A 24,722-nucleotide genomic window follows, 5' to 3' on the forward strand; every position below is an offset into this window, starting at 1 on the left:
GCCAGCGGCCGGTCGACGAGCAGCACGGCCTCGTGCGCGGCCGCGGCGAGGAACTGCAGCGCCTGCTCGCTGCCGGGCGCGCGTTTCACGCGTGCGCCGGCGTGCGCGAGGTAGCTGCCCCAGTCGGCGACCAGGCGCGAGTCGGCGATCGCCAGGATGCACAGCACGCCGGCGAGCGCCTGCGGGCGCGGGTGTTCGTCCGCGCGCACGGGCGCGAGCGCCAGCGCCAGGGTGAAGCAGGCGCCCGCGCCGGGGCGGCTGTCGACCGTGATCTCGCCGCCGAGCAGGTCGGCCAGGCGGCGGCTGATCGCCAGCCCGAGGCCGGTGCCGCCGAAGCGCCGGGTCGTGGAGGTCTCGGCCTGGGAGAAGGGCTGGAACAGGCGCTGGACCACCTCCGCGCTCATGCCGATGCCGTTGTCGCGCACCGAGAGCGCGAGCCGGCCGTCCGCGCCGCGGCTGGCGCGGAGGTCGACCCGGCCGCGGCGCCCGTCGCCGGAGGAGAACTTGATCGCGTTGCCGGCGAGGTTGGTGAGGATCTGCTGCACGCGCAGCCCGTCGGTCAGCACCTGCTCGGGCAGGTCGGGGTCGACGAAGACCTCGAGGGCCACGCCGCGCTTCTGCGCCACCGGCTGCAGGGTGTCGCCGACGCGCTCGACGAGCTCGACCAGGCTGGCCGGGTGCAGGTCGAGCTCGAGGTGGCCGGACTCGATCTTGGAGAAGTCGAGGATGTCGTCGATGAGGTGGAGCAGGGTCGCCGCGGAGTCGCGCATGATGTCGACCATCTCGGCCTGCTCGTCGTCCAGCGCGCTGTGCGCGAGCACGTCGACCAGGCCGGCCACGCCGTTCATGGGGGTGCGGATCTCGTGGCTCATGGTGGCGAGGAAGTCGCTCTTGGCGCGGTTGGCCGCCTCGGCGGCGGCGAGCGCCTCGCTCAGCTCGCGCGTGCGGGTCTCGACCAGGTGCTCGAGGCGCTCGCGGTAGTCGTCCAGCTCCGCCTCCATGCGGCGCGCGGCGGTGATGTCCTCCTTGATCGCGACGTAGTGGGTGGGCTTGCCGGCATTGTCGTGGATCGGGACGATGTGGGCGCGCTCGTAGTATTCCTCGCCGTCCTTGTTGCGGTTGTGCAGGACCCCGGTCCAGGCCTGGCCGGTGGTCAGCGTGCGCCACATGTCCTCGTAGGTGCTGCGCGGGGTCTTGCCGGACTGCAGGATGCGCGGGTTCCGGCCGAGCACCTCTTCCGGCCGGTAGTGACTCTTGCGCACGAAGCTCTCGTTCACGTACTCGATGTCGCCGGCGAGGTTGGTGATGACGATGCTCTCCGGGCTCTCCTCGACCGCGCTGGAGAGCTTGCGCAGGGTCGCCTCGGCCTCCTTGCGCGCGCTCACGTCGTGAACGATGGAGAACAGCAGGATGCGCGACTCGTGCAGGATCGGCCCGCTGTAGACCTCGACGTCGCGGATGGAGCCGTCGGCGCGGCGGTGGCGGAAGTCGAAGCGGAAGCGTGCGGCTGCGTGGGCCGCCTGCATCTCGGCGCGGATGCGCTCGGACGGAAGGAGGTTGATGTCGCTGATGCGCATGCGCCGCAAGGTCGCGAGCGGCCAGCCGTAGAAGGCCTCGGCGGCCGGGTTGGCATCGACGAGTTCCAGGCTCTCAGGGTCGATGATCAGCATCACGGCGTGGCTGTTGCGGAAGATCGCCGCGTAGCGTGCCTCGCTGACGCCGAGCGCGCGCTCGGCGTGGACCTGCAGCGTCAGGTCCTTGGCGAAGGACAGCAGCGACACCAGCCGGCCGTCGGCGTCGCGGTTGGCGCGGTTGTGCCACTCGCAGTGCAGCAGGCGGCCGTCGCGGGTGTAGTTGCGGCCGATCACCGGCGGCGGCGGAGTGCTGCGGGTGATCGCCTGGCCGATCGTGCGCTTGACCCCGTCCGCGTCGTCCGGGTGGGTGAAGCGCCACTCGTCCGGACGCTTGCCGAGCACCTCGGCGGCGTGCCAGCCGAACACCCGCTCGGCCTCGGGCGACCAGCGCAGGATGCGCAGGTCGCGGCTCCACTCGATGATCGCGAACGGGCAGGCGTCGATGAAGAAATCGATTCCGGCCCGGGCCGGGATGGACGTCGAGGGGCGCGTCGGGGACGGAGGGGGGAGGTTCACGGTGGCGGCAGGGCTCGGGCGATGAGTTTTCATCGGCCGCGAGCGGCCGCGACTTGAGCCTGAGCGCCGGGTTCGCGCGCCGCGCTCGCGGACAGGCGTGCGCGGAAGCTCTCCACCGGCTCGGGGCGGGCGAACAGGAAGCCCTGGAAGGCGTCGCAGCCGTTGTCGAGCAGGCAGGCGTGCTGCGCGGAACTCTCCACGCCCTCGGCGATGACGCGGATGTGCAGCGTGTCGGCGAGCGCCATGATGGTGCGCACGATCGCCAGGCTGCTGGCGTTGGCGGGGAGGTCGCGCACGAAGGCGCGGTCGATCTTGAGCTCGTCGAGCGGCAGGCGCTGCAGGTAGCCGAGCGAGGAGTAGCCGGTGCCGAAGTCGTCGATCGAGAAGCGGATGCCCATCTCGCGCAGGCGGGTCATGGCCTCGATGGCGCGTTCGATGTCGGTGAGCAGCAGCGACTCGGTGAGCTCGAGCTTGAGGCGTTCGGCGGGGGCGCCGGTGCGGGCCAGCAGGGCGAGGACCTCCTCCACGAAGCCGGGCTCGTAGAGCTGGGCGGCGCTGACGTTGACCGCCATCACCAGCCCGGTGGCGCCGGGCAGCTCGACCCAGCGCGCCAGCTCCTCGCAGGCGAGCGCCATCGCCTCGCGTCCGAGCGCGGGCATCAGGCCCGCCTGCTCCGCGATCGGGATGAACAGGCCGGGCGGGGTCAGGCCATGCCCGGCGCGGTTCCAGCGCAGCAGGGCCTCGGCGCCGACCAGCCGTCCGGCGGCGTCGAGCTGGGGCTGCAGGTGGATCAGGAAGGCGCCGGTGCCGAGCGCGCCGCGCAGCTCGGCCTCGAGCTCGAGCCGGTCGGCCAGCTCGGTGCGCATCTGCGGGTCGAAGACGCGGGCGGTGTTCTTGCCCGAGCGCTTGGCCTCGTACATCGACAGGTCGGCGCGCTGCATGAGCTCGTCGGCGCCGCTGTCGTGGCCGTTGAAGATCACCAGCCCCAGGCTCGCGGTGCATTTGCGGTCGAGGCCGTCGAGGCGGTAGGGGTGGCCGAGCTGCTCGAGCAGCTTGTCGGCGACCTGGCCGGCGGCGAGCAGGGCCTCGTCGGCGGATTCGGCGAGGAGCTCGAGCAGGACCACGAACTCGTCGCCGCCGAAGCGCGCCACCGTGTCGGACTCGCGCACCACGCCGCGCAGGCGCGCGCCGGCCTCGCGCAGCAGCTGGTCGCCATTGTGATGGCCGAGCAGGTCGTTGATGTCCTTGAAGTCGTCGAGGTCGATGAACATCAGCGCGCCGTGGCGGCCGGTGCGCGCGTTGGTGGCGATGGCGTGGCCGAGGCGCTCGACGAGCAGGCGGCGGTTGGGCAGCTCGGTGAGCGGATCGTAGTAGGCGAGCTTGCGGATGCGCTCCTCGGCGGCCACGTTGGGGGTGATGTCCTGCACGAGGATGGCCGCGGCGCGACGTCCGCCGATCGGGGCGTCGATCACCTGCGCCGAGGCCTGGAACTCGCGATGGCCGGCGGGCGTGTCGAGCGCATAGCGGGCGCTGGCGCGCTCGGGGCTGGCCAGGGCCTGCTCCAGCGCGTCGCGCAGCAGCGCGGCCGGCTCTGCGGGAAGGACGTCTTCGAAGCGACGGCCGACCACCTGCGTGCGCGGTGCGGCGAGCAACTCGTCCTGGCGGGTGATGACCTCGAGGTAGCGGCCGTCCTCGTCGACCACGAAGACCAGGTCGGGGATGGCCGCGGTGATCGCGCGCAGGCGCGCCTCGCTCGCCGCCAGCGCGCATTCGGTCGCGCGGCGGCGCTCGAGGTCGCGCAGCAGGGCGCCGAGCAGCAGCGTGGCGGCGCCCATCAGCAGCAGGTAGGGCAGGCCCAGGGTGGCGAACACGCCGGCGAGGGTCTGGCCCGGCACGGCGGCCAGCAGCAGCAGGGTGACGGCATGGGTGAACACGCCGAAGAGGAAGAGCTGCAGCGGCACCGGGCGCAGCCAGCCGCGCGCGGCGCCGGCCCGGAAGGCGAGGCCGAGCAGCACCGCCAGCGTGATCGTCGTGAGGCCGATGACGACGCCGTCGCCGCCCAGCCACAGGCGGTAGGCCGCCGCGGCGAGGCCGGCCACGGCGCCGGCGAGCGGGCCGCCGAAGAGGCCGCCCAGGCTCAGCACCACCGAGCGCGGATCGACGATGACGCCGGGCGCCAGCGTGATCGGCATCATCATGCCGGCGATGCAGGCCAGCCCGAAGATCAGCCCGGACCCCACCGCGAAGGCCGCGCCGCCATGCGCGTACCGCCGCGCCAGTCCGCCCTGCAGCAGGCAGAGGGCGAGCAGCAGGGCGGTCGCCTGGAGCAGGTCGAGGATCATCGGTAGGGCGCGCAGGACGGCCTGCGCCGGGGCATGTTCGAATGCCGAGGATGCTAGCCTGCGCCCCGCCGGATGGCTGCCGACTGCGTCACGGGCAGCCCGCGATGGGTGCCCGGCGTGTTCTCAGGCGTCTGGCCGGTAGGGCTTGCCGAGCGAGACCGGCGAGTTGAGCCGGATGGTGTTGCGGTTGCGCGAGATCGCCACCAGCACCACGATGGTCGCCCAGTAGGGCAGGGAGGACAGCAGCTGCGAGGGGAAGTCGATCTGCAGCCCTGAGCCCTGGATGAAGAGCTGGGTGATCATGACGCCGCCGAAGAGATAGGCCCCGACCATCACCCGCAGCGGCCGCCAGGTCGCGAACACCACCAGCGCGAGCGCGATCCAGCCGCGCCCGGCGACCATGCCCTCGGCCCACATCGGCGTGTAGAACACCGACAGGAAGGCGCCGCCGACGCCGGCCATGGCGCCGCCGAAGAGCACCGCGAGGTAGCGGATGCGGATCACCGGGTAGCCGATCGCGTGCGCCGAGGCCGGCGACTCGCCCACCGCGCGCAGCACCAGGCCGGCGCGGCTGCGGTGCAGGAACCACAGCAGGCCCCAGAACAGCGCCCAGGAGAAATACACCAGCGCCTGCTGGTTGTAGAGCGCCTCGCCGATCAGCGGCAGGTCGGCGATGAAGGGGATGCGGATCGGCGGCACGGCCTGCAGCGCCACCGCCTCGTAGGGCTTGCCGACGAAGGCCGCGAGGCCGACGCCGAAGATCGCCAGGGCGAGACCCGAGGCGACCTGGTTGGCCATCAGGGTGAGCACGAGCACGCCGAAGAGCGCCGCCATCGCCATGCCCGCGCCCATGCCGGCGGCCACGCCCAGCCAGGGGTTGCCGCTCTCGTGGGTGACCGCGAAGGCGGCGACCGCGCCCATCGCCATCATGCCCTCGGCGCCGAGGTTGAGCACCCCGGCCTTCTCGTTCACCAGCAGGCCCAGCGCGACGATGATCAGCGGCGTGCCCGCCACCACGGTGGCGAACAGCATCGAGGTGAACAGGCTCGCGTCCATCGCGGCCTCCTCAGGCGCCACGCCGGCGCAGGCGCAGGCGGTAGTGGATGAAGACGTCGGCGCCGAGCAGGAAGAAGAGCAGCATGCCCTGGAACACCATCGAGATCGAGTTGGGCAGGTTGAGGTATTGTTGCGCCTGCTCGCCGCCGATGTAGAGCAGGGCCATGAGCAGGCTGGCGAGCAGGATGCCGAGGGCGTTGAGGCGGCCGACGAAGGCGACGATGATCGCGGCGAAGCCGTAGCCGCTGGCGACCTTGTCGGTGAGCTGGCCCATCGGCCCGGCGACCTCGCCCATGCCGGCCAGCCCGGCGGCGGCGCCGCCGAGCAGCAGGCCCAGCCAGATCATGCGCGCGGCCGAGAAGCCGGCGTAGCGCGCGGCGTCGGCGGCTACGCCGGCGACCCGCATGCGAAAGCCGGCGTGGCTGCGGTTCATGAAGGCGTAGCCGGCTACCAGCGCGGCGAGCGCGATCGCGAAGCCGAAGTGCAGGCGGGTGCCCTCGATCACTATCGGCAGGGTCGCCGCCTCGGCGAACATGCGCGTCTGCGGGAAGTTGAAGCCGTCGGGGTCCTTCCAGGGGCCGAACACCAGCCAGGACACGAAGAGCTGGGCCACATACACCAGCATCAGCGACACCAGGATCTCGTTGGCGTTGAAGCGCGTGCGCAGCAGCGCCGGGATCGCCGCCCACGCGGCACCTCCCGCGGCGCCGGCGAGGACCATGGCCGGCAGCACCAGCGCGCTCTCCGAGTCGCCGAAGTAGAGTGCCACCCCGGTGGCGGCCACCGCGCCGAGCATGAACTGGCCCTCGGCGCCGATGTTCCACACGTTGGCGCGGAAGCCGATCGCCAGGCCGATCGCGCACAGCATCAGCGGCGTGGCCTTGAGCAGCAGCTCGGAGAGGGCGTAGAGGTCCTTGACCGGGTTGAGGAAGAAGACGCGGAAGCCCTCGACCGGGTCCTTGCCGAGCGCGGCGAACACCACCAGGCCGCCGACCAGCATCAGCGCCACCGCGAGCAGCGGCGAGGCCCAGGACATGAGCCGCGAGGGTTCGGCGCGGGCTTCGAGTTCAAGCATGCGGGGTCTCCGTCGCGGCGGGAGCGTCGGCGGCGTGCTCGGCGCCCGGCCACAGCCCGCTCATCCACACGCCGATGTCCTCGATGGACGTGGCGCCGGCGGCGCGCACCGGCGACAGCCGGCCCTTGGCGATCACCGCGATGCGGTCGCAGATCTCAAAGAGCTCGTCGAGCTCCTCCGAGATCACCAGCACCGCGCAGCCGCGGTTGCGCAGGTCGATGATCTGCTGGCGGATGAAGGCGGCGGCGCCGACATCCACGCCCCAGGTGGGCTGCGCGCACACGAGCAGGCGCGGCGCCTGCAGGATCTCGCGGCCGACGATGAACTTCTGCAGGTTGCCGCCCGACAGCGACTTGGCCGCGGCCGCCGGGCCGCCGCACTTGACGTTGAAGTCGTCGATGCAACGCCTCGCGAAGGCGCGCGCGCGCTCGAAGCGCAGGAAGCCGGCGGCCACCATGCCCTGGTTGTGTGCGGCGGTGAGGAGCGCGTTGTCGGCGAGCGACATCGTCGGCACCGCGCCGCGGCCGAGGCGCTCCTCGGGCACGAAGGCCATGCCGAGCCGCCGCCGCCGCCCGGGCGACAGCCGGCCGGCCTCGACGCCGCAGATCTGCACGGGGAATCGCTCCGCCAGCGGCTCCTCTCCGGAGATCACGCGCAGCAACTCCTGCTGGCCGTTGCCCGACACCCCGGCGATGCCGACGATCTCGCCGGCGTGCACATCGAGGTGGAGGTCGCGCAGGTCGGTGCCGAAGGGATCGTCCGAGGCGTGCGACAGTCCGGCCAGGCGCAGGCGGACCTCGCCGCCGGCCTGCGGCGCGTCGTGCTCGCAGCGCGGCAGCTCCTTGCCGATCATCAGGCGTGCCATCGAGGCGGGCGTCTCCTGCGCCGGGATGCACTCGCCGGTGACCTTGCCGCCGCGCAGCACCGTGGCGGTGTGGCAGAGCGCGCGGATCTCGTCGAGCTTGTGGCTGATGTAGAGGATGGCGCAGCCCTCGTCGGCGAGCCGGCGCAGGGTCTCGAAGAGCTTGTGCACGGCCTGCGGGGTGAGCACCGAGGTGGGCTCGTCCATGATCAAGAGGCGCGGGTCCTGCAGCAGGCAGCGGATGATCTCGACGCGCTGGCGCTCGCCCACCGACAGGGCGTGGATGTGGCGGCGAGGGTCGACCGGCAGGCCGTAGCGCGCCGACACCTCGACGATGCGCTGTGCGAGTTCGTCGAGCGCGGGCTTGCCGGGCAAGGCGAGCGCTACGTTCTCGACCACCGTGAGCGTCTCGAACAGGGAGAAGTGCTGGAACACCATGCCGATGCCCAGGCTGCGTGCGTGCGCCGGGCTCTCGACCTGGACCTCCTCGCCCTCCCAGAACATGCGCCCGCAGCTCGGGCGGGTGACGCCGTAGATGATCTTCATCAGCGTCGATTTGCCTGCGCCGTTCTCGCCGAGGATGGCGCGGATCTCGCCCGCACGCACCGCGAGGCCGATGTCGTCGTTGGCGACGACCGTCGGATAGACCTTGCCGATGCCTTGCAGCACCAGCCGGGCGGGGACGGCGGCCGGGTCGGGCTGCGGGGCGGTGGGCGGGGGGGGAATGGGCACGTCGTTTCGGGGCGGTTGCGTCGATCGGGATGCGGGGCGCCGTCCGGGCACCCGCGTGCTCAGCGGCTGCCGTCTTCCTGGCCGGCTGCAGCTTCGACCTTGGCCGCCTCGGCCTCGGCGGCCTCGAGCGACAGCGTTTGCGCGCTGCGCAGCTCATCTGCGCCGAGCTTCACCGCGATGCTGTCGCGCTCCTGCACACCTTCCATGTTGAGCAGGGCGGCTGCCCGATTGAACCACACATAGGCCTGCACCGCATCCTGCTCGACGCCGATCCCGCTGCGATGCAGGCGCCCGAACTCCACCATGCCCTCGGGATCGCCGGCGTTGGCGGCTTCGCCCAGCCAGCGCGCGGCGAGCGCGTAGTTCTGCGGCATGCCGATGCCGCTGCGGTAGAGCTTGCCGAGCAGGACCATGGCGCCGGTGTGTCCTCCCTCGGCCGCCTGGCGCAGCTTGCCCACCGCCTCGGTGGAGACCTCGCGCCCACGTGCGGTGTCGAGCAGCGCGGCGCGTGCGGCGCGGAACTGGGCGTCGAGCGCGTCGGCCGGTTCGAGCTCTCCGACGGCGGCCGATTCCGCCGCGCCATCGGGCTTGGGGAGCTCGTCGCGGCCCAGCATGGAGACGCTGGCGACACCAATCGCGAGCAATAGCAGCACGGACAGGAGCCCGACCACGAGCGGCCATTTCCGCTTCGGCCCGACCAGGTCGTCGGGGCCGAGGAAGCGCTTGTCGCAGCTCGTGCAGCGCCATGGGTGCAATCCCGGATGACTCTTGTGTTCTTCGTGCGAGCGCCAGCGCGAACGTCGGCAATCGATGGAGCCGCAGGCGGGACAGGTCGGGTGGAGGGGAGTGCTCATGGCGCCGGCCTCGTCAGCTCTTCCAGATCCACAGGATCACGATGACGGCGATGGTGAGCAGCAGGGTGCTGCCGCCCACCGCGGTGACGATCGGGTTGTCGCGCAGCAGGCCGCGCGGCTCGGGGGCGTGGAAGCGGTGCACGCAGGACATGCAGCGCCAGGCGCGCTCCCCCGGGTGGGCGAGGCGCTCGTCCTCGGATTTCCACGGAGATTCGCGGCAGTCGGTAGCGTCGCAGCGCGGGCAGGTGGGCATGGGATCGTTCGTGCGTGCCGTGGACGCAGGGCGGGCTGCGACCGTTTCTGAGAGTTTTCGCGATTATATAGAGCGTCGGCGCGTGATAAAGGATCGACTGTTCGTGCCGGAAACAAAAAAGGCAGCCTGGTGAGGCTGCCTTTTCTGCTGGATATGACGTCTGCGCGGTGCCGCGCTGCATCCTCAGCCGCAGGTCCCCACCGCGCCGCAGGCGGTGCAGAAGTCGCAGCCGTCCTTGCGGATCACCGTGTGGTTGCCGCACTCGTTGCACAGCGCGCCCTGCATCAGCTTGGGCTCGTTGTCGTCGCGCGGCGACTCGAGGATGCCCATCTCGCGCGTCGGGTAGCCGCGCTCGTCGAGCACGCCGAGCATGGCGTAGCGGTGGATGATGAGCTGTGCCAGGTAGGCCACGGTGCTGGGCCAGTTCTGTTGGCGCTTGGTACCCGGCACGAAGGCCATGAAGTCGCCCAGCGGCTCGGGGTAGTCGAGCAGCTTCCTCAGCTTCATGCCGATCCAGGCCGGGTCCATGACGCGCATGTCGAGCGACAGGATGCGGGTGAGGCCGTCCAGGGCGCGCGGGTAGTTGCCCGACAGCCACACCGAGTACGGGCGGGTGACGCCGTCCGGCAGGGTGATTTCCTTGAGGCCGAGCACGAAGTCTTCGCCGGTGGCCGGGTTGTAGATGTCCACCGTCCACGACAGCGTGCCATCGGTGCCGGTCTTGGGTTCTTCCAGGCTGAACAGGGTGTCGAGCACGCCGTTGCTCTCGTCTTCCTTGTCGAACACGCCGAGCTTTTCGCAGCGGTAGTTCACCGCCTGGGCGAAGGCCGCCACCACGCCGGGCACCAGCTTCTTCTCGCCGTGCGGCGGGAAGGGCATCTCGAACGAGCGCTCGCCCACGGTGCGGGCCAGGGTGTCGAGCTTCAACTTGAGCCAGCCGCGGTCGTTGGCGCGCATGTCCATCGACAGGGTCTTGGCCACGGCGCCCAGGCCGCGCGGCTGGTCGGCGCCGTTGACCCACACCTCGAAGGGGAAGCTGCCGCCGTTGTTGCCCACCTGGCCGACGAAGAGCGCGAAGCCGCCGGTCGGGGTGTTGAGCATGTAGGTCCACGCCAGGTTGCCGTCGGGCAGGTCGGGGCGGCCCGGCCAGCGCAGGCTGGACAGCACCGGGGCGGGCAGGTTCTTGATCGACAGGCGCTTGTTGGCGTCGGAGATCTCGACGTCGTGCGGCTGCTTCTGCTCGGCGGTCGGGGTGACCGACAGCACCGAACCCAGTACCGAGTTGGGGCGGTAGGTGGCGAGACCCTTCAGGCCGGCCTTCCAGGCGGTGAGGTAGAGGTCCTCGAACTCGGCGTAGGGGTAGTCCTCGGGCACGTTCACCGTCTTGGAGATGGAGGTGTCGATGTACGGGGCGACCGCGGCGACCATGTCCTTGTGCGCCTGCGCGGAGATCTCCAGCGCGGTGACGAAGGATTGCGGCAGCGCGTCGACGTTGCCGCCGAGGTGCTTGTACAGGCGCCAGGCGTAGTCCTCGACCGCGTACTCCTTGAAGGTGCCGTCCGCCATGCGCTTGCGCCGGGTGTAGGTGTAGGAGAACGGCGGCTCGATGCCGTTGGAGGCGTTGTCGGCGAAGGCCAGGCTGATGGTGCCGGTGGGCGCGATCGACAGCAGGTGCGAGTTGCGGATGCCATGCTTGCGGATCTTGTCCTTGACGTCGGCGGGCAGGCGCGAGGCGAAGTTGCCGCCCGACAGGTACAGGTCGGCATTGAACAGCGGGAAGGCGCCGCGCTCGCGGGCGAGCTCGGACGAAGCCAGATAGGAACGGTTGCGCATGAACTCGGAGATCTTGCGTGCCTCGTCGCGCGCCGCCGGGGTGTCGTAGCGCAGGCCGAGCATGATCAGCGCGTCGCCCAGGCCGGTGAAGCCCAGGCCCACGCGGCGCTTGGACTGCGCTTCGGCGTGCTGCTGCGCGAGCGGCCAGTGGGTGGCCTCGAGCACGTTGTCGAGCATGCGGATGGAGACGTCGACCACCTTGCCGAAGCCAGCGTAGTCGAACTCGGCCTTGTCGCCGAAGGGGTTCCTGACGAAGGGCGTCAGGTTGATCGAGCCCAGGCAGCAGCAGCCGTAGGGCGGCAGCGGCTGTTCGGCGCAGGGGTTGGTGGCCTCGATGGTCTCGCAGTAGTACAGGTTGTTGTCCTGGTTCATGCGGTCGAGGAACAGGATGCCCGGCTCGGCGTGGTCGTAGGTCGAGCGCATGACCTGGTCCCACAGCTCGCGCGCACGCACCTTGCGGTACACCCACAGGCCGTCGTCGCGCTGGTAGGCGCCGGCGGACTTCACCTCTTCGGTGGGCTCGGCCTTGTGCACCAGCTCCACGGTGCCGTCGGCCTCGACGGCCTGCATGAAGGGGTCGGTGACGCCCACCGAGATGTTGAAGTTGGTGAGGTCGCCTTCATCCTTGGCGTGGATGAATTCCTCGATGTCGGGGTGGTCGCAGCGCAGCACGCCCATCTGCGCGCCGCGGCGCGCGCCGGCGGATTCCACCGTCTCGCACGAGCGGTCGAACACGCGCATGTAGGACACCGGGCCGGAGGCGTTCGAGGCCGTGCCCTTGACCAGCGCGCCCTTGGGGCGGATCGACGAGAAGTCGTAGCCGACGCCGCCACCGCGGCGCATGGTCTCGGCGGCCTGGGCGAGCGCGGTGTAGATGCCGGGGCGGCCGTCGACCGCCTCGGTGACCGAGTCGCCGACCGGCTGCACGAAGCAGTTGATCAGCGTGGCGGCGAGCGTGGTGCCGGCGGCGCTGTTGATGCGGCCGGCGGGCACGAAGCCCTTCTCCTGCGCCTCGAGGAACTTGGCCTCCCAGTGGGCGCGCTTGTCCTCGGACTCGATGGCGGCGAGCGCGCGCGCGACGCGGCGGCGCACTTCGGCGACGGTCTGTTCGTCGCCCTTGGCGTACTTCTCGACGAGCACTTCGCCGGAGATCTCCTGCATCGGCAGGTTGGCGGCGGAGGCTTTGGCAGTGTTCTGGGTGGACGCGCTGGTGGTCTCGCTCATGGTCTTTTTCTTCCTCCGTGGTGGGTCTTGGAACGGACGGAAGAATAGCGCGGAACGAGCATTCACGCAAAAAAATAAACTGCTTTAAAAACAGTGACTTGGCAAATTTCTTTGTATTTCATGATTTTACTGGACACTACATCTAGTAGCCTTCAGGATGGGTTTTTGGGCTGGAATCCCAGTCTCCATGCGGGTTTGCGCCGCTCCGGGGCGGGCTAGCGGCGTGGGAAGAACAGCGACAGGTAGGCGGCGAAATCGATCTCCGCGCCCTCGCGCAGGCCTGCCAGGCGCTCTGCCTCGAGCCCGAGCAGGCCCCAGGCCTCGGGCGCGACGCGGGCGGCGGCGGCGCTGCTCGGGAGGTCCAGCGCGTCGGCTTCGGCGATGCAGCGGGCGAGGTTGATGGTCGCCGCCTCGGCGGCGTAGGCACCGCCCAGCCGTGGCAGCATCTGCGCGCCGACGGCGGTGCTGAAGCGGTCCGGCAGCTGCCAGCGGTCGAGCAGGGCGGCGCCGAGCTCGGCGAAGTCGCAGCCGACGAGGCGACGCTCGGCGGCATCGAGCGTCTCGTCTCCGGCTTGTGCGGCGAGGCCTGCGGCGGCGGCGAGCTCGGGCACGGTCTGGTACATGACCAGGTGGCCGGTGTCGGCGAGCACGCCGATCAGGAACAGGCGCTCGCCCGCGGTGAGGCCGGCGGCGATCCCCGCCGCGCGCGCGGCCAGCCCGGTCAGCAGGCTGTTGCGCCAGAAGCGCCGCATGTCCAGATGGGCAGGGCGGATGCCGGCGAAGATGCCTTGCAGGGACATCGCCAGCACCAGGTCATGCACCTGCTGCAGGCCGAGCAGCGAGACCGCGCGCACGATGTCCTCGACGCGGCCACGCTGGCCGAACAGCGGGCTGTTGACCAGATGCAGCAGGCGGGCCGAGAGCGCGGGGTCGGCGGCGACCAGTCGGGCGACGGTGGCGACCGAGCCGGCGGGAGATTCGAGTTGTTCGCGCACGCGCATGTACACGTCGGGCAGCGAGGTCAGCGCCTCGATCTGGCTGACCAGTTCCTGGGCGGAGTGCATTGTCGGGGTCCTGTGGGTCGGGGAGGGCTCAGAGCCTGAGAAGCATTTGATTTCCGCAAGCCGAGTAACCGACATGCGACGAGACCCAGTGGCCTGCGATGCGCAGGTGCTGTGGGGTGTTCGAGGCCCAGCCAAGCGTCTGTGAGGGCAGATCCGGGGTTTTCAGGCGGCGGGTTTTCATTTCAGGCACCTCTTATGCCAGCGCTGCGGCGATTTTGGACGCACCGCTACCTCGACCGAGCATCTGCGGCGCGATCTTGGCCATGCGCATCAAGTTGTGCGCCAGCGCGTACAGGTAGGCCACCGCTCGAACCTTGCCCAGCCCGCGCACAGGCATGCGCTGCAGTCCGCGGTTGCGCGCCAGTGCGTTGACGCACTCGGCCGTGGCCGCGCGTTGCTTGTACACATCCTTGATCTCGTCGCCGGCCATGCGCGCACGCCACTGCGCCACCGGCTCGGAGTCCCCTTCCTTGCGCCGGTACTTGTCCGGCGGCGGGCGGGCGTCGTCGTCGCGCTTGTCTGCCTTGCGCCTGGGCTCGGGCACCGGGGCGATGACCTCGGTCTGGCCTTTCGTGTGCGCATGCACCGCCTCAATCTGCTCGTGCGCGGGAAAGCCCCCATCGACCAGCCATTGCCCGGGTACGGTGCCCGTGCGCTCGATGACCTGCTCGAGCATCGGCGCCATCTGCGCCATGTCGCTGCCGGTGTTGCTCACCTCCACCCCGACGATGACCTGGTCCTCGCACGTTGTGGCCAGTTGTACGTTGAACGCTGGCCGGTAGCCGCCGTCGCCCATCTTCATCACCCGCGCGTCGGCATCCGTGGTGCTGGCTCGTGCCTGCTCGGGCTTTTCACCGTTGCGCCGCTTGGCCGCCTGCACCTGCGGCAGTTGCTCCAGCGCGGCGCGGATGCACTCCTCGCGCTGCTGCGCGGCACGCTCGCGCGCAGCCTGCGCCCGGCGGCTGGCCGCTGCCGGATCGGCCGCGGCGCGTTTCTTGATGTCATCGACCAACTCGCCGGCCTCGGCCAAGTGCTGCTCGAGGCTGGCCTGCCGCCGAAACGACGCTGCGCCCGCATCGGCACGCACGCGCATGCCGTCCTGCGCCACGCGCTCCAGGCTGATCGCCCCAGCCGAGGCCAGCGCAGCGACATTGGCCGTGAGCACTTCGTCCATCAAGCTCTCGTTGCCTGAGCGAAAGTCGTTGAGCGCGTGGTAATTCACCGACACGCCACCGCAGATCCAGCGGTAGGCGTCGCTCTCGCGCGTGAGACGGGCAATCTCCCGGCCGCTGCCCACCGCATCGAGCGTGGCGTACAGCCACAGCGCGAACAGGATCCGCGGGTCGATCGCCGACCGTCCGGCGTTGCTGCCACGGGCCTTGATCGATTCGATCAACCGGCTCAGGTCCTGCCGCTCGACGTAGCCCCACACCAGCCGAGCCCGGTGATCCTCACCCAGCAGCGACTCCAGGTCCGAGGCGCGCAGTTCGATCTGCCCGCGGTTGGGCTGCAGCAACCGCGGCGGGCCTTGCCGGCGTGAAGCCGCCCGCGCCTGCTTCGCCGCGATCACCTGTTGTTCCTCGACAGCCGGCAGCTCATCGAACAGGCTGGCCGGCGATCCGTTATGACGTTCGGTCTCGTTCATGTCTCGGAGCATGCCAGTCCCAGCACAAACAGGCGAGATTGGAGAAAAACTCTCACGCTCTCAGCCGGCGTCGCGTGCGCGCGGCGAGCGCGGGGTGAACACCAGCGGCTGCGCCGGCGGCAGCTCGGGCTGCAGGGTGGCATGCTCGATGCTGAAGCGGCTGTGCAGCAGCGCACGCTCGGCCTCCAGCACCGCCGGCCAGCGTGCCGCGTCGGCGAGCACGACGTGGGCGGAGAGCGCGGTGCGGTGCGAATCCAGGCTCCAGATGTGAAGGTCGTGCACCGAACGCACGCCGTCCACGCCCGCCATCGCGCGGCCGACCTCGGGCAGCGACAGGCCGTCGGGCACGCCCTCGAGCAGGGTGTGGACCACCTGGCGCAGCAGCGACAGCGTGGAGTACAGGATCAGGCCGCAGATCAGCATGGTCAGCAGCGGGTCGATCGGCATCCAGCCGGTGTACAGGATGACGATGCCCGAGGCGAGCGCCGCGACCGAGCCGAGCAGGTCGCCGATCACGTGCAGCAGCGCGCCGCGGGTGTTGAGGTCGCCCTCGCCGCGGGTCAGCAGCCAGGCCACGGCCAGGTTCAGCACCAGCCCGCCGAGCGCGACCAGGATGACCGCCTCGCCGGCCACCGCGCGCGGCTCGAGCAGGCGCTCGACCGCATGCCACACGAGGCCGCCGACGATCACCAGCATGAACAGGCCGTTGGCGAGCGCGGCGAGCGCCTCGACCCGGCGCAGGCCCCAGGAGTGGCGAAAGCTGGCCGGGCGCAACGCGACGCGCGCCGCGAGCGCCGCCAGCCCGAGCGAGGCGGCGTCGGTGAGCATGTGGCCGGCGTCGCCGAGCAGCGCGAGCGAGCCCGACCACCAGCCGGCGATCGCCTCGACTGCGGCGAAGCCGAGCGTGAGCACGAGCGCGAGCGGCAGGAAGCGGCTGGCGGAGTGGTTGTGGGCGTGGTGCGTGTGACCGGCGTCGTGCGGGCGCGCGTGGTCGTGCGCGGAGGCGTCCGCGGGGTTGCCGTGGTGGGGGGCGTGGTGGTCGTGGCCATGGCTGTGACCGTGATGGGTGTGCATCGCAGCGCTTCCTCGAGGGCTTCGACGGATTATGCCTGTGGTACCGGTCGGCCCGGCACCTTCGGCAGCTGCGGAGGGCGGGCGCGCCCACGCCGTCCCTTGGAGCTCAGCCCTGCAGCAGGCCCGAGAGGCTCTCCACCACGTTGACGACCGCGGTGCGCCGTTGTGGATGCCGTCGATGACCTCGCCGGTCTCGCGCGCGAGGTCGATGCTCGCGGTAGCCGTCTCGTGCATGCCGGGCACCCGCGAGATGGCCAGGTGGGCGTTGTCGCGGGCGCGTTCGAGCGCGGCGGCGTTGGCGATCTCTTTCTCGAGCGCCTCGACGCGGGGCTGACGTCGGCGGCGAGCTCGATGAACTTGCGCGGCCGGCCGGACTCGTCGAACACCGGGTTGTAGCTGGCCTCGAGCCAGACCGGCTCGTCGCTGGCGGCGCGGCGCTCGAAGCGCCCGCTCACCGGCTCGCCGCGGCGCAGGCGCTGCCAGTGCGCGAGGTCGTCCGGCGAGTTCGCGTAGGCCTCGTCGCAGAACATGCGGTGATGCTGCCCGAGCACTCTTCGCTGCGATACTTCATGATGGCGAGGAAGAGCTTGTTGGCGAACAGCACGGTGCCATCGGGCGCGAACTCGATGCGCGCGGTGGCGCGGGCGATCGCGTCGATCACCGCCTGGCGCGCGACGAGCTCGGCCTGCCGTTCCTGGAGGGTGGTCTTGAGCTTGCGGTTGAACATGGTCGGGTGGTCATCGTCGGCGCGCGCATTGGCAGGCGGCTGTCGGCCACCTGTCCGGATGCGCGGCGTGTCGGGCGTTGCGGTGGCCGGGCGGTGCGTCCGCGCCGGACACGGGGCGTGTCCGGTATAGCGGCGGGCAAGGGGCATTCTTTATATCCAGTCGAATCGCATCCGATGAAGAAAACGATCGAACGCCAAGAACGGGGTGTCTGCCTGCTGAGCTGGAACATCCAGTGGGGGCGCGGCGCGGACGGCCGCGTGGACCTGGAGCGCACGCGTGACGCGATCCGCGCCGTCGGTCCGCTCGACCTGATCTGCCTGCAGGAGGTGGCGAGCAATTTCCCCGGCCTCGCCGGCGGCGCGCGCGAGGACGAGCCGGCCTTCTTTGCCGACGCGTTTCCCGACTTCGAACCGGTCTTCGGCGCGGGCATGGACGTACCCGACGGCGAGGGCGGGCGGGCGCGCTTCGGCAACCTGCTGCTGTCGCGCCTGCCGGTGGGGCAGGTGTTCCGCCACCTGCTGCCGTCGCCAGCCGATCCCGCCTGGCCGGCGATGCAGCGGGTGTGCGTGGAGGCGGTGGTGGAGGCGCCGTGGGGGCCGCTGCGGGTGCTGAGCACCCACCTGGAGTACTACTCCGCGCGCCAGCGCCGCGCCCAGGTCGAGGCCTTGCGTGCGCTGCAGGCCGAGGCGGCGGACCTGGCGCGGCTGCCGGCTGCGGGCAAGGAGTCGAACCCCGCTTTTGCGGCGCGCCCGCGCCCGGCCGCGGCGGTGCTGTGCGGCGACTTCAACTGCGAGCCGGGCTCGGCCGAATACCTCGCGCTGCAGCGCCCGCTGCCCGCGTCCGGGCTGGCGGCGGACGTCGCGCGCCCGCATTGGACGGACGCGTGGCCGCTCGTACACGGCGCGCGTGCGCACGCGCCCAGCGTGGGCCTGCACGGCGCGGAGTGGCCCGAGCACGCGTATTGCTGCGACTTCTTCTTCGTGAGCACCGACCTGGCGCCGCGGGTGCGCGCGGTCGAGGTGCGCGCGGACACCCCGGCCTCGGATCACCAGCCGGTGGTGATGGAACTGGCGTGAGGCGGGAGGCGGGAGGGGGCTGATGGCCGCCCCGCGAGGCTCATTCGCTCCAGAGCAGGGCGCGCACCACGGCGGCGGGGTCCTCTTCCTGCATCGCGTGGCCGCAGCCGGCCAGCTCGACCCGCCTGAGCTCGCCGCCACCGGCTTGCAGGGCTTCGTGCAGCGGGCCGATGGCCTTGACCGGGGTCATGCGGTCGAGCGCGCCGCACAGCAGCAGGGTGGGGCCGTCGCGGCGGGCGGCGGCGGCAAGCCCTTCCTGCCAGGCGTTGCTGGCGGCGAGGTCGCGCGCGAGCGTCTCGCTGCCGTTGCGCTCCATGCGCGCGCGGTTGCCGGCCTCGAGCGCGCACCGGCGTTCCTCGCCGAGCACCTCGGCGGGGGCGAAGGAGAACTTGTTGATCAGCGCGTGCGCCTGCGCCGGGTCGCTGCGCGCAGCATCGAGCAGGAAGGGCGCGACCGGCATCGGTGCGAGGCTGCCGAGCAGGTGCAGGCGGACGATGCGCGCCGGCGCGGCGGCTGCGGCGGCGAGCGCGATCAGCGAGCCCATGCTGTGGCCGGCGAGCTCGAAGCGTTCCAGCCCCAGCGCGTCGGCGAAGGCGAGCACCCACGCCGCCATGGCTTCGACCGAGCCGGGGACCTCGCCCTCCGATTCGCCGTGGCCGGGGAGGTCGGGGACGAGCACGCGGCGACCGGCCGCGGCCAGCCCGGCGGCGACCGCCTGCCAGACGCCGCGGTCGTGACCGGCGCCGTGGATCAGCAGGATGGCCGGCGCTGCGGCAGGGCCGGACTCGTCGAAGGCGGCGCGGCGGCCGTCGAGCTGGAGGGTGTGGGTCATGGGTGTGTTCGTGGCGGTGTCGGGAGGGGCGGACGGCGGGGGTGTCCGCGTCCGGGTGGGCGTCGTGGGGCGCAGGGACGGGCGCGCGCCGGTCCTGGCGCCCGGTCGTCGAGGCGCTCGAATGTTGGAACGGGCAGGGGCGTTAGCGCGCGGACGCTCAGGCGTATTCGTCCGGGTCGAGCATGTGCTCGATCGCCACGATGCGGTCCTTGAGCGCGAGCTTGCGCTTCTTGAGCCGGCGCAGCATGAGCTCGTCCTCAACCGGGTTGTCGGCGAGGCGCGCGATCGCGTCGTCGAGGTCGCGGTGCTCGAGGCGCAACTCGTCCAGCCGCTGGCGCAGGCTGGTCACATCGTCGAAGCTCTCCCCGCTCATGCTCGTTCCCCTGGCGTTGCGCGCCGGCCGTGGGCGAAGTGCCGGGCGGCGTCGTTCTGCAGGCAATGGTATGCGGCGGCGCAGGCGATGACAACACGGCCGCCGATGCCGCGCTCCCCAGGGCGGGACCTGCCGCGGAGCTTTCCCCGAAGGCGCCGATTTCTTACCATGCGCCCCTCGATACCGACCGGAATGCGCAAGTGAACAAGGCCTTCGTGAAGGAGAGCGACGGTGACGACGGGGACGAGGAGCTCGCCCCCGCGTTGCGGCTGCCGCCGGGCAGCAAGAACTACATGACGCGGCGCGGCTACGACGCGCTGCGCGTCGAGCTCGACCAGCTCGTGCGCCTCGAGCGCCCCAGGCTGGTCGAGACCGTGGCCTGGGCCGCGGGCAACGGCGACCGCTCGGAGAACGGCGACTACATCTACGGCAAGAAGCGCCTGCGCGAGATCGACCGCCGCATCCGCTTCCTGATCAAGCGCATCGAGAGCGCCGAGGTGGTCGACCCCGAGCGCCAGCAGGGCCTGGAGCAGGTCTTCTTCGGCGCGACGGTGAGCTTCAGCGACCTCGACACCGAGGAGGCGCAGACCCTGCAGATCGTCGGCGTCGACGAGGCCGACGCCTCGCAGGGGCGCATCAGCTGGATCTCGCCGCTGGCGCGCGCGGTGCTCAAGGCGCGCGTCGGCGACGTGGTGCGCTTCCACAGCCCGGCCGGCGTGCGCGAGATCGAGATCGACGCGGTGGAGTATCGCTGAGCGATGGGCTTCATCCAGGACGGATAGAGCTCAAGTCGGGCCGAATGCTGCCGTAGACCGGACGACGCGGCTGCACGCACAGGCGGTAGCCGCCCAGCAAAGTCTCCCTTTCGTGGATGGTCCGGAAAGATGCGTTTCGAATCCCTCACCGTCGCCCGGCGCCTGGCGCTGATGCTGTTCGTCGCCCTCGCGGGCATGGTCCTGCTCGCGCTCGCGGCCTTGTACGAAAACCGCGACGACATGCGCGAGGGCTACGCGCGCAACGTGCGCAGCCAGATCGAGCTCGCCGCCGGGGTGCTCGCGCATTTCCACGGGCTGGAGCAGGCCGGCGCGCTCGACCGCGAGGCGGCGCAGCAGGCCGCGAAGGACACGCTGCGCGGCCTGCGCTACCAGAGCAACGAGTACTTCTTCGTGGTCGACCTCGAGCTGAACATGCTGATGCACCCGCTGCGGCCCTCGCTCGAGGGCAAGCTCGCCGACCTCAGGGACAGCGCGGGCAAGCACTTCGTGCGCGAGATGGTGACGCTGGCGCGCGCGCAGGGGCAGGGTTTCGTGGACTACACCTGGCCGCGCTCGGGCGTCGCCACCGACCCGGCCCAGCCCAAGATCAGCTACGTGAAGGCGTTCCCGGCCTGGGGCTGGGTGGTGGGCTCGGGCGTGTATGTGGACGACATCGACGCCGCCTTCCAGGACGCGGCGCTGCGCTTCGGCGCCCTGGTCGCGGTGGTGCTCGTGCTGCTCGTGCTGATCGGCGTGTGGGTGATCCGCGGGGTCACCGGCGCGCTCGGCGGCGAGCCGGCCTACGCCGGTGCGATCATGAAGTGCGCCGCCGCCGGCGACCTGGCGGTGGAGGTCGCGCAGCGCGGGCGGGGCGACAGCCTGCTCGGCAACCTCTCGACCATGCTCGCGCAACTGCGCGCCATGATCGGCGCGATCGGCGGCAGCGCCGCGCGCCTGGGGGCGAGCGCGCGCGAGATCCACGCGGTGTCGCGCTCGGTTTCCGAGGCCTCGGTCTCGCAGACCGGCGCGACCGCCTCGATCGCCGCCGCCATCGAGGAGATGACCGTGAGCATCGAGCAGATCTCCGACAGCGCGCGCCTGGCCGAGCAGCACTCGAGCACCGCCGCCGGGCTCGCCGACGAGGGCGCGGGCAAGGCCGAGCGCGCGGCGCGCGAGATGCAGGCCATCGCCGCGCGTGTGGGCGACGCGGCGCAGAAGATCCAGCAGCTCGTGGCGCGCGCCGACGAGGTCGGCACCATCGCCAACGTGATCAAGGAGATCGCCGGCCAGACCAACCTGCTCGCGCTCAACGCGGCCATCGAGGCCGCGCGCGCCGGCGAGCAGGGGCGAGGCTTCGCGGTGGTGGCCGACGAGGTGCGCGGCCTGGCCGAGCGCACCGCGGTGGCCACCGTGCAGATCGAGAAGGTGATCGAGGGCATCCAGAACGAGACCCGCGCCACCGTGGGCGCGATGGCCGAGGTGTCGAGCCAGGTCGATGGCGGCGTCGCGCTGGTGGACGACGCGACCGATTCGCTGCACCGCATCCGCAGTACCGCGGGCGAGGCGCTCGAGCGCATCCGCGAGGTGGCCTACGCCACCGGCGAGCAGAGCAGCGCCTCCACCGAGATCGCCCGCCAGGTGCAGACCATCACCGAGATGGCCGACGGCACCTCGGGCTCGATGCACAGCGTGGTGGTGGCGGCCGAGCAGCTGCAGGGGCTGGCCGCCGAGCTCGACGCCCTGGTCGGACGCTTCCGCTGCTGACCCGGGGTGCGGCGGCGCTTGAAATCCGCCGCCGCGCCCCCAACTGCTGCTGCGTTTCGACAAACCCGACGGAGCAGCTTCCAATGTCCGAAGTCCACAACCCTTCGCAACCTTCCTCCCAGACGCTGGCCTTCCAGGCCGAGGTGAAGCAGCTGCTTCACCTGATGATCCACTCGCTGTATTCGAACCGCGAGATCTTCCTGCGCGAGCTCGTCTCCAACGCTTCGGATGCCTGCGACAAGCTGCGCTTCGAGGCGCTCGACAATGGCGCGCTGTACGAGAACGACAGCGAGCTGAAGATCCGCATCGGCTTCGACGCCGAGGCGAAGACCATCACCATCGCCGACAACGGCATCGGCATGAGCCGCGATGAGGCGATCGCGCACCTGGGCACCATCGCCAAGTCGGGCACGCGCGAGTTCTTCGGTCAGCTCACTGGCGACCAGAAGCGCGACGCCCACCTCATCGGCCAGTTCGGCGTCGGCTTCTACTCCGCCTTCATCGTCGCCGACAAGGTCACCGTCGTTTCGCGCCGCGCCGGGCTCCCCGCCGAGCAGGGCGTGAAGTGGGAGTGTTCGATGAGCGGCGACGAGGCGGGCGCCTACACCGTCGAGGCCGTCGACAAGCCCGGCCGCGGCACCGAGATCACCCTGCACCTGCGCGAGGGCCAGGAAGACCTGCTGTCGTCCTGGAAGCTCAAGAGCCTGATCCGCAAGTACTCCGATCACATCGTGCAGCCGATCGTGATGAAGAAGGAGGAGTGGAACGAGGAGCAGAAGGCGCAGGTGCTCACCGACGAGGACGAGACGGTCAACCAGGCCAACGCGCTGTGGACGCGCTCGAAGAACGACATCACGGACGACGAGTACACCGCCTTCTACAAGCACGTCGCCCACGACTTCGAGGACCCGCTGGCGTGGACCCACTCGCGCGTCGAGGGCCGCCACGAATACACCAACCTGCTCTACGTCCCCAGGAACGCGCCCTTCGACCTGTGGGACCGCAACGCCAAGCACGGCATCAAGCTCTACGTGAAGCGCGTCTTCATCATGGACGACGCCGAGAAGCTGATGCCGACCTACCTGCGCTTCGTGCGCGGTGTGGTGGATTCGGCCGACCTGCCGCTCAACGTGTCGCGCGAGATCCTGCAGGAATCCAAGGACATCGACACCATCCGAGCCGGCTGCACCAAGAAGGTGCTGACGCTGCTCGAGAGCCTGGCCAACAGCGACGAGGCCGCGGACAAGGAGAAGTACGTCGAGTTCTGGAAGGCCTTCGGCAAGGTGCTCAAGGAAGGCGTGGGCGAGGACTTCGCCAACAAGGACAAGATCGCCGGCCTGCTGCGCTTCGCCTCGACAAAGCTCGACACCCAGGATGAGGTCGTCTCGCTCGCCGACTACATCGGCCGCATGAAGGAAGGCCAGGACAAGATCTACTTCGTCACTGCCGAGACCTTCAACGCCGCGAAGAACAGCCCGCATCTCGAGGTCTTCCGCAAGAAGGGCATCGAGGTGCTGCTGCTGTCCGACCGCGTCGACGAGTGGGTGACCGGCAACCTCACCGAGTTCGACGGCAAGGCGCTGGTGTCGGTGGCCAAGGGCGGGCTGGACCTGGGCGCCCTCGAGGACGAGGCCGAGAAGCAGGAAGCCGAGAAGGCCGCCGACGAGTACAAGGAGCTGCTCGACAGGATGAAGGCGAGCCTGGGCGAGCGCGTGAAGGACGTGAAGGTGACGCTGCGCCTGACCGACTCGCCCGCCTGCCTGGTGGCCGACGAGCACGACCTGGGCATGAACCTGGCGCGCATCCTCAAGGCTGCCGGCCAGAACGCGCCGGTGTCGAAGCCCATCCTCGAGATCAACCCCGGCCACCCCGCGGTGCTGCGGCTGAAGTACGAGGACAAGCACTTCGACGACTGGGCGGCGGTGCTGTTCGACCAGGCCCTGCTGGCCGAGGGCGGCACGCTCGACGACCCGGCAACCTTCGTGAAGCGCATCAACCAGCTGATGATGGCGATGAGCGGCAGCTGATCCGGCCGCGGCCGGGCACTGCAAGCGCAAGGGGCGGCGCGCCGAAGGGCGACCGCCCCTTTCGTTTCAGGTGCCCGGCGGCCCAGGCCGTGTCCGCTGTGGCGGGTGCGATGCGCTGGCGTCCGCCTGCCCGAGGGCGGCGGAGCTGCAGCTCACTCGTTGGGGGCGAACCCGTAGTACGAGCCGTACGGGGAGGGAGCGGGCGCGTAGGCGGCGACCTTGATCGCATCGGGCAGGCTCACCGTGTCGGTGAAGCCGTCGATGCCGCGCGCATCCTCGTGCCACTTCGCCTCGACCTCGTGCTCCGACAGGCCGTCGAGGTGGAGATTGTGATCGAGGCGTGCCGATCGGTATTCGAAGGCGGTGTCGTGGGCGATGAACAGGGTGTGCGGGCACGCGGTGATCCGCGTCTCGTCGCTGGGGTCGGCGCCCATCACGCGTACGCCGCAGAACGGACAATGGACGGGCGTGTAGTAGAAGGTCTTGAGTTCGGTTCTCTGGATGAGCGGGGTCATCGGGCGGTCCTTTTTCTCGTGGGGCGGGTCGGCCGCGCAAGCACGGCTCGGCAGGCCCAAAAGCAAAAAGGCCCGACTCGCGTCGGGCCTCTCGTTGCGGTCGGCGCCACAAGCGCCGGTTCGCGGTGCAGCTTAGTCCGCGGCGCGGATGTTCGACGCCTGCAGGCCCTTGGGGCCGGTGGTCACGTCGAAGCTGACGCGCTGGCCTTCCGCGAGGGTCTTGAAGCCCTGGCCCTGGATGGCGGAGAAGTGGGCGAAGAGGTCATCACCACCCGCTTCCGGGGTGATGAAGCCGAAGCCCTTGGAATCATTGAACCACTTGACGGTGCCGTTTGCCATGTCTTGAATCTCCTGAAAATGGGGAAAGCCCCCTGGTTGGGGCGAGGTTCAAGACAGCGAGGTACGACTTGAGGAAATACGGCCCAACGAACCGAATATGCCGACAAATGAACTACATGACTTGAATATCGCTGCGGTGCAGTATGGGG

General features: G+C 70.3%; 21 protein-coding genes. 4 read left to right on the top strand and 17 right to left on the bottom strand.

Features of this window, described 5'->3' with window-relative positions; genetic code table 11:
* From C667_RS24310 to C667_RS26365, 13 genes are all read right to left on the bottom strand, one after another.
* A partial coding sequence (locus tag C667_RS24310) for a PAS domain-containing sensor histidine kinase (RefSeq protein WP_004359022.1) occupies positions 1-2,150 on the bottom strand: 2,150 nt, incomplete at its 3' end.
* A 29-nt stretch (positions 2,151-2,179) separates the two neighbouring features.
* The gene (locus C667_RS06590) at positions 2,180-4,492 is read right to left on the bottom strand and encodes a putative bifunctional diguanylate cyclase/phosphodiesterase (protein ID WP_004359025.1); all 2,313 of its coding nucleotides are present in this window, start codon (positions 4,490-4,492) and stop codon (positions 2,180-2,182) included.
* 123 nt (positions 4,493-4,615) lie between these two features.
* Positions 4,616-5,548 carry an ABC transporter permease gene (locus C667_RS06595; protein WP_004359026.1) on the bottom strand — a complete coding sequence of 311 codons (933 nt, stop codon included), beginning with the start codon at positions 5,546-5,548 and terminating at the stop codon, positions 4,616-4,618.
* A gap of 10 nt (positions 5,549-5,558) precedes the next feature.
* Complete coding sequence (locus tag C667_RS06600; protein ID WP_004359028.1) at positions 5,559-6,623, bottom strand: ABC transporter permease; 1,065 nt, start codon at positions 6,621-6,623, stop codon at positions 5,559-5,561.
* On the bottom strand, positions 6,616-8,217 hold the full coding sequence (locus C667_RS06605) for an ABC transporter ATP-binding protein (RefSeq protein WP_004359030.1): 1,602 nt from the start codon (positions 8,215-8,217) through the stop codon (positions 6,616-6,618). The genes C667_RS06600 and C667_RS06605 overlap by 8 nt, the downstream gene beginning before the upstream one ends.
* Positions 8,218-8,276: 59 nt before the next feature.
* Entirely contained in the window at positions 8,277-9,071 is a 795-nt protein-coding gene (locus C667_RS06610) for a tetratricopeptide repeat protein (RefSeq protein WP_039920899.1), read from the bottom strand.
* 13 nt (positions 9,072-9,084) lie between these two features.
* Positions 9,085-9,324 (bottom strand): hypothetical protein, encoded by a 240-nt coding sequence (locus C667_RS06615; protein ID WP_004359033.1) that lies wholly within the window; start codon positions 9,322-9,324, stop codon positions 9,085-9,087.
* 183 nt (positions 9,325-9,507) lie between these two features.
* Positions 9,508-12,381, bottom strand: coding sequence for an adenosylcobalamin-dependent ribonucleoside-diphosphate reductase (locus tag C667_RS06620; protein ID WP_004359034.1), 2,874 nt, complete (start codon positions 12,379-12,381; stop codon positions 9,508-9,510).
* A gap of 215 nt (positions 12,382-12,596) precedes the next feature.
* Entirely contained in the window at positions 12,597-13,445 is an 849-nt protein-coding gene (locus tag C667_RS06625; protein ID WP_004359036.1) for an HDOD domain-containing protein, read from the bottom strand.
* A 193-nt stretch (positions 13,446-13,638) separates the two neighbouring features.
* Complete coding sequence (locus C667_RS06630) at positions 13,639-15,090, bottom strand: IS1182-like element ISThph1 family transposase (protein ID WP_004359038.1); 1,452 nt, start codon at positions 15,088-15,090, stop codon at positions 13,639-13,641.
* Between the two features lie 60 nt (positions 15,091-15,150).
* On the bottom strand, positions 15,151-16,164 hold the full coding sequence (locus C667_RS06635; protein WP_004359039.1) for a cation diffusion facilitator family transporter: 1,014 nt from the start codon (positions 16,162-16,164) through the stop codon (positions 15,151-15,153).
* Between the two features lie 29 nt (positions 16,165-16,193).
* Positions 16,194-16,694 (bottom strand): PAS domain-containing protein, encoded by a 501-nt coding sequence (locus C667_RS24865; RefSeq protein ID WP_245538437.1) that lies wholly within the window; start codon positions 16,692-16,694, stop codon positions 16,194-16,196.
* The gene (locus C667_RS26365; protein WP_245538438.1) at positions 16,616-17,038 is read right to left on the bottom strand and encodes a hypothetical protein; all 423 of its coding nucleotides are present in this window, start codon (positions 17,036-17,038) and stop codon (positions 16,616-16,618) included. The genes C667_RS24865 and C667_RS26365 overlap by 79 nt, the downstream gene beginning before the upstream one ends.
* A 27-nt stretch (positions 17,039-17,065) precedes the next feature.
* Here C667_RS26365 and C667_RS06645 point away from each other — a divergent pair, with 27 nt between their 5' ends.
* A complete protein-coding gene (locus C667_RS06645; RefSeq protein WP_004359045.1) occupies positions 17,066-17,968 on the top strand; it encodes an endonuclease/exonuclease/phosphatase family protein in 903 nt (300 codons plus the stop codon).
* 40 nt (positions 17,969-18,008) lie between these two features.
* On the opposite strand, the gene C667_RS06650 is transcribed toward C667_RS06645, so the two are convergent.
* Both C667_RS06650 and C667_RS06655 read right to left on the bottom strand, forming a co-directional pair.
* Positions 18,009-18,800 (bottom strand): alpha/beta fold hydrolase, encoded by a 792-nt coding sequence (locus tag C667_RS06650; protein WP_004359047.1) that lies wholly within the window; start codon positions 18,798-18,800, stop codon positions 18,009-18,011.
* Positions 18,801-18,957: 157 nt separating this feature from the next.
* Complete coding sequence (locus tag C667_RS06655) at positions 18,958-19,173, bottom strand: YdcH family protein (protein WP_004359049.1); 216 nt, start codon at positions 19,171-19,173, stop codon at positions 18,958-18,960.
* A 200-nt stretch (positions 19,174-19,373) separates the two neighbouring features.
* Between C667_RS06655 and greB the strand changes: the two genes are divergently transcribed.
* The 3 genes from greB (at position 19,374) to htpG (ending at position 23,719) form a co-directional block, all read left to right on the top strand.
* The gene (greB, locus tag C667_RS06660) at positions 19,374-19,928 is read left to right on the top strand and encodes a transcription elongation factor GreB (RefSeq protein WP_004359051.1); all 555 of its coding nucleotides are present in this window, start codon (positions 19,374-19,376) and stop codon (positions 19,926-19,928) included.
* A gap of 129 nt (positions 19,929-20,057) precedes the next feature.
* Positions 20,058-21,692 carry a methyl-accepting chemotaxis protein gene (locus tag C667_RS06665; protein ID WP_004359053.1) on the top strand — a complete coding sequence of 545 codons (1,635 nt, stop codon included), beginning with the start codon at positions 20,058-20,060 and terminating at the stop codon, positions 21,690-21,692.
* Positions 21,693-21,775: 83 nt separating this feature from the next.
* Positions 21,776-23,719: a molecular chaperone HtpG gene (gene htpG / locus C667_RS06670; RefSeq protein ID WP_004359054.1), complete on the top strand. Its 1,944-nt coding sequence runs from the start codon at positions 21,776-21,778 to the stop codon at positions 23,717-23,719.
* 152 nt (positions 23,720-23,871) lie between these two features.
* Here the strand turns inward: htpG and C667_RS06675 are convergent, their stop codons facing one another.
* Positions 23,872-24,234 (bottom strand): hypothetical protein, encoded by a 363-nt coding sequence (locus tag C667_RS06675; RefSeq protein WP_004359055.1) that lies wholly within the window; start codon positions 24,232-24,234, stop codon positions 23,872-23,874.
* Between the two features lie 132 nt (positions 24,235-24,366).
* Positions 24,367-24,573 (bottom strand): cold-shock protein, encoded by a 207-nt coding sequence (locus C667_RS06680; protein ID WP_004359057.1) that lies wholly within the window; start codon positions 24,571-24,573, stop codon positions 24,367-24,369.
* Positions 24,574-24,722 lie beyond the last annotated feature (149 nt).

The sequence above is a fragment of the Thauera phenylacetica B4P genome (assembly GCF_000310225.1).
Lineage (GTDB): Bacteria > Pseudomonadota > Gammaproteobacteria > Burkholderiales > Rhodocyclaceae > Thauera > Thauera phenylacetica.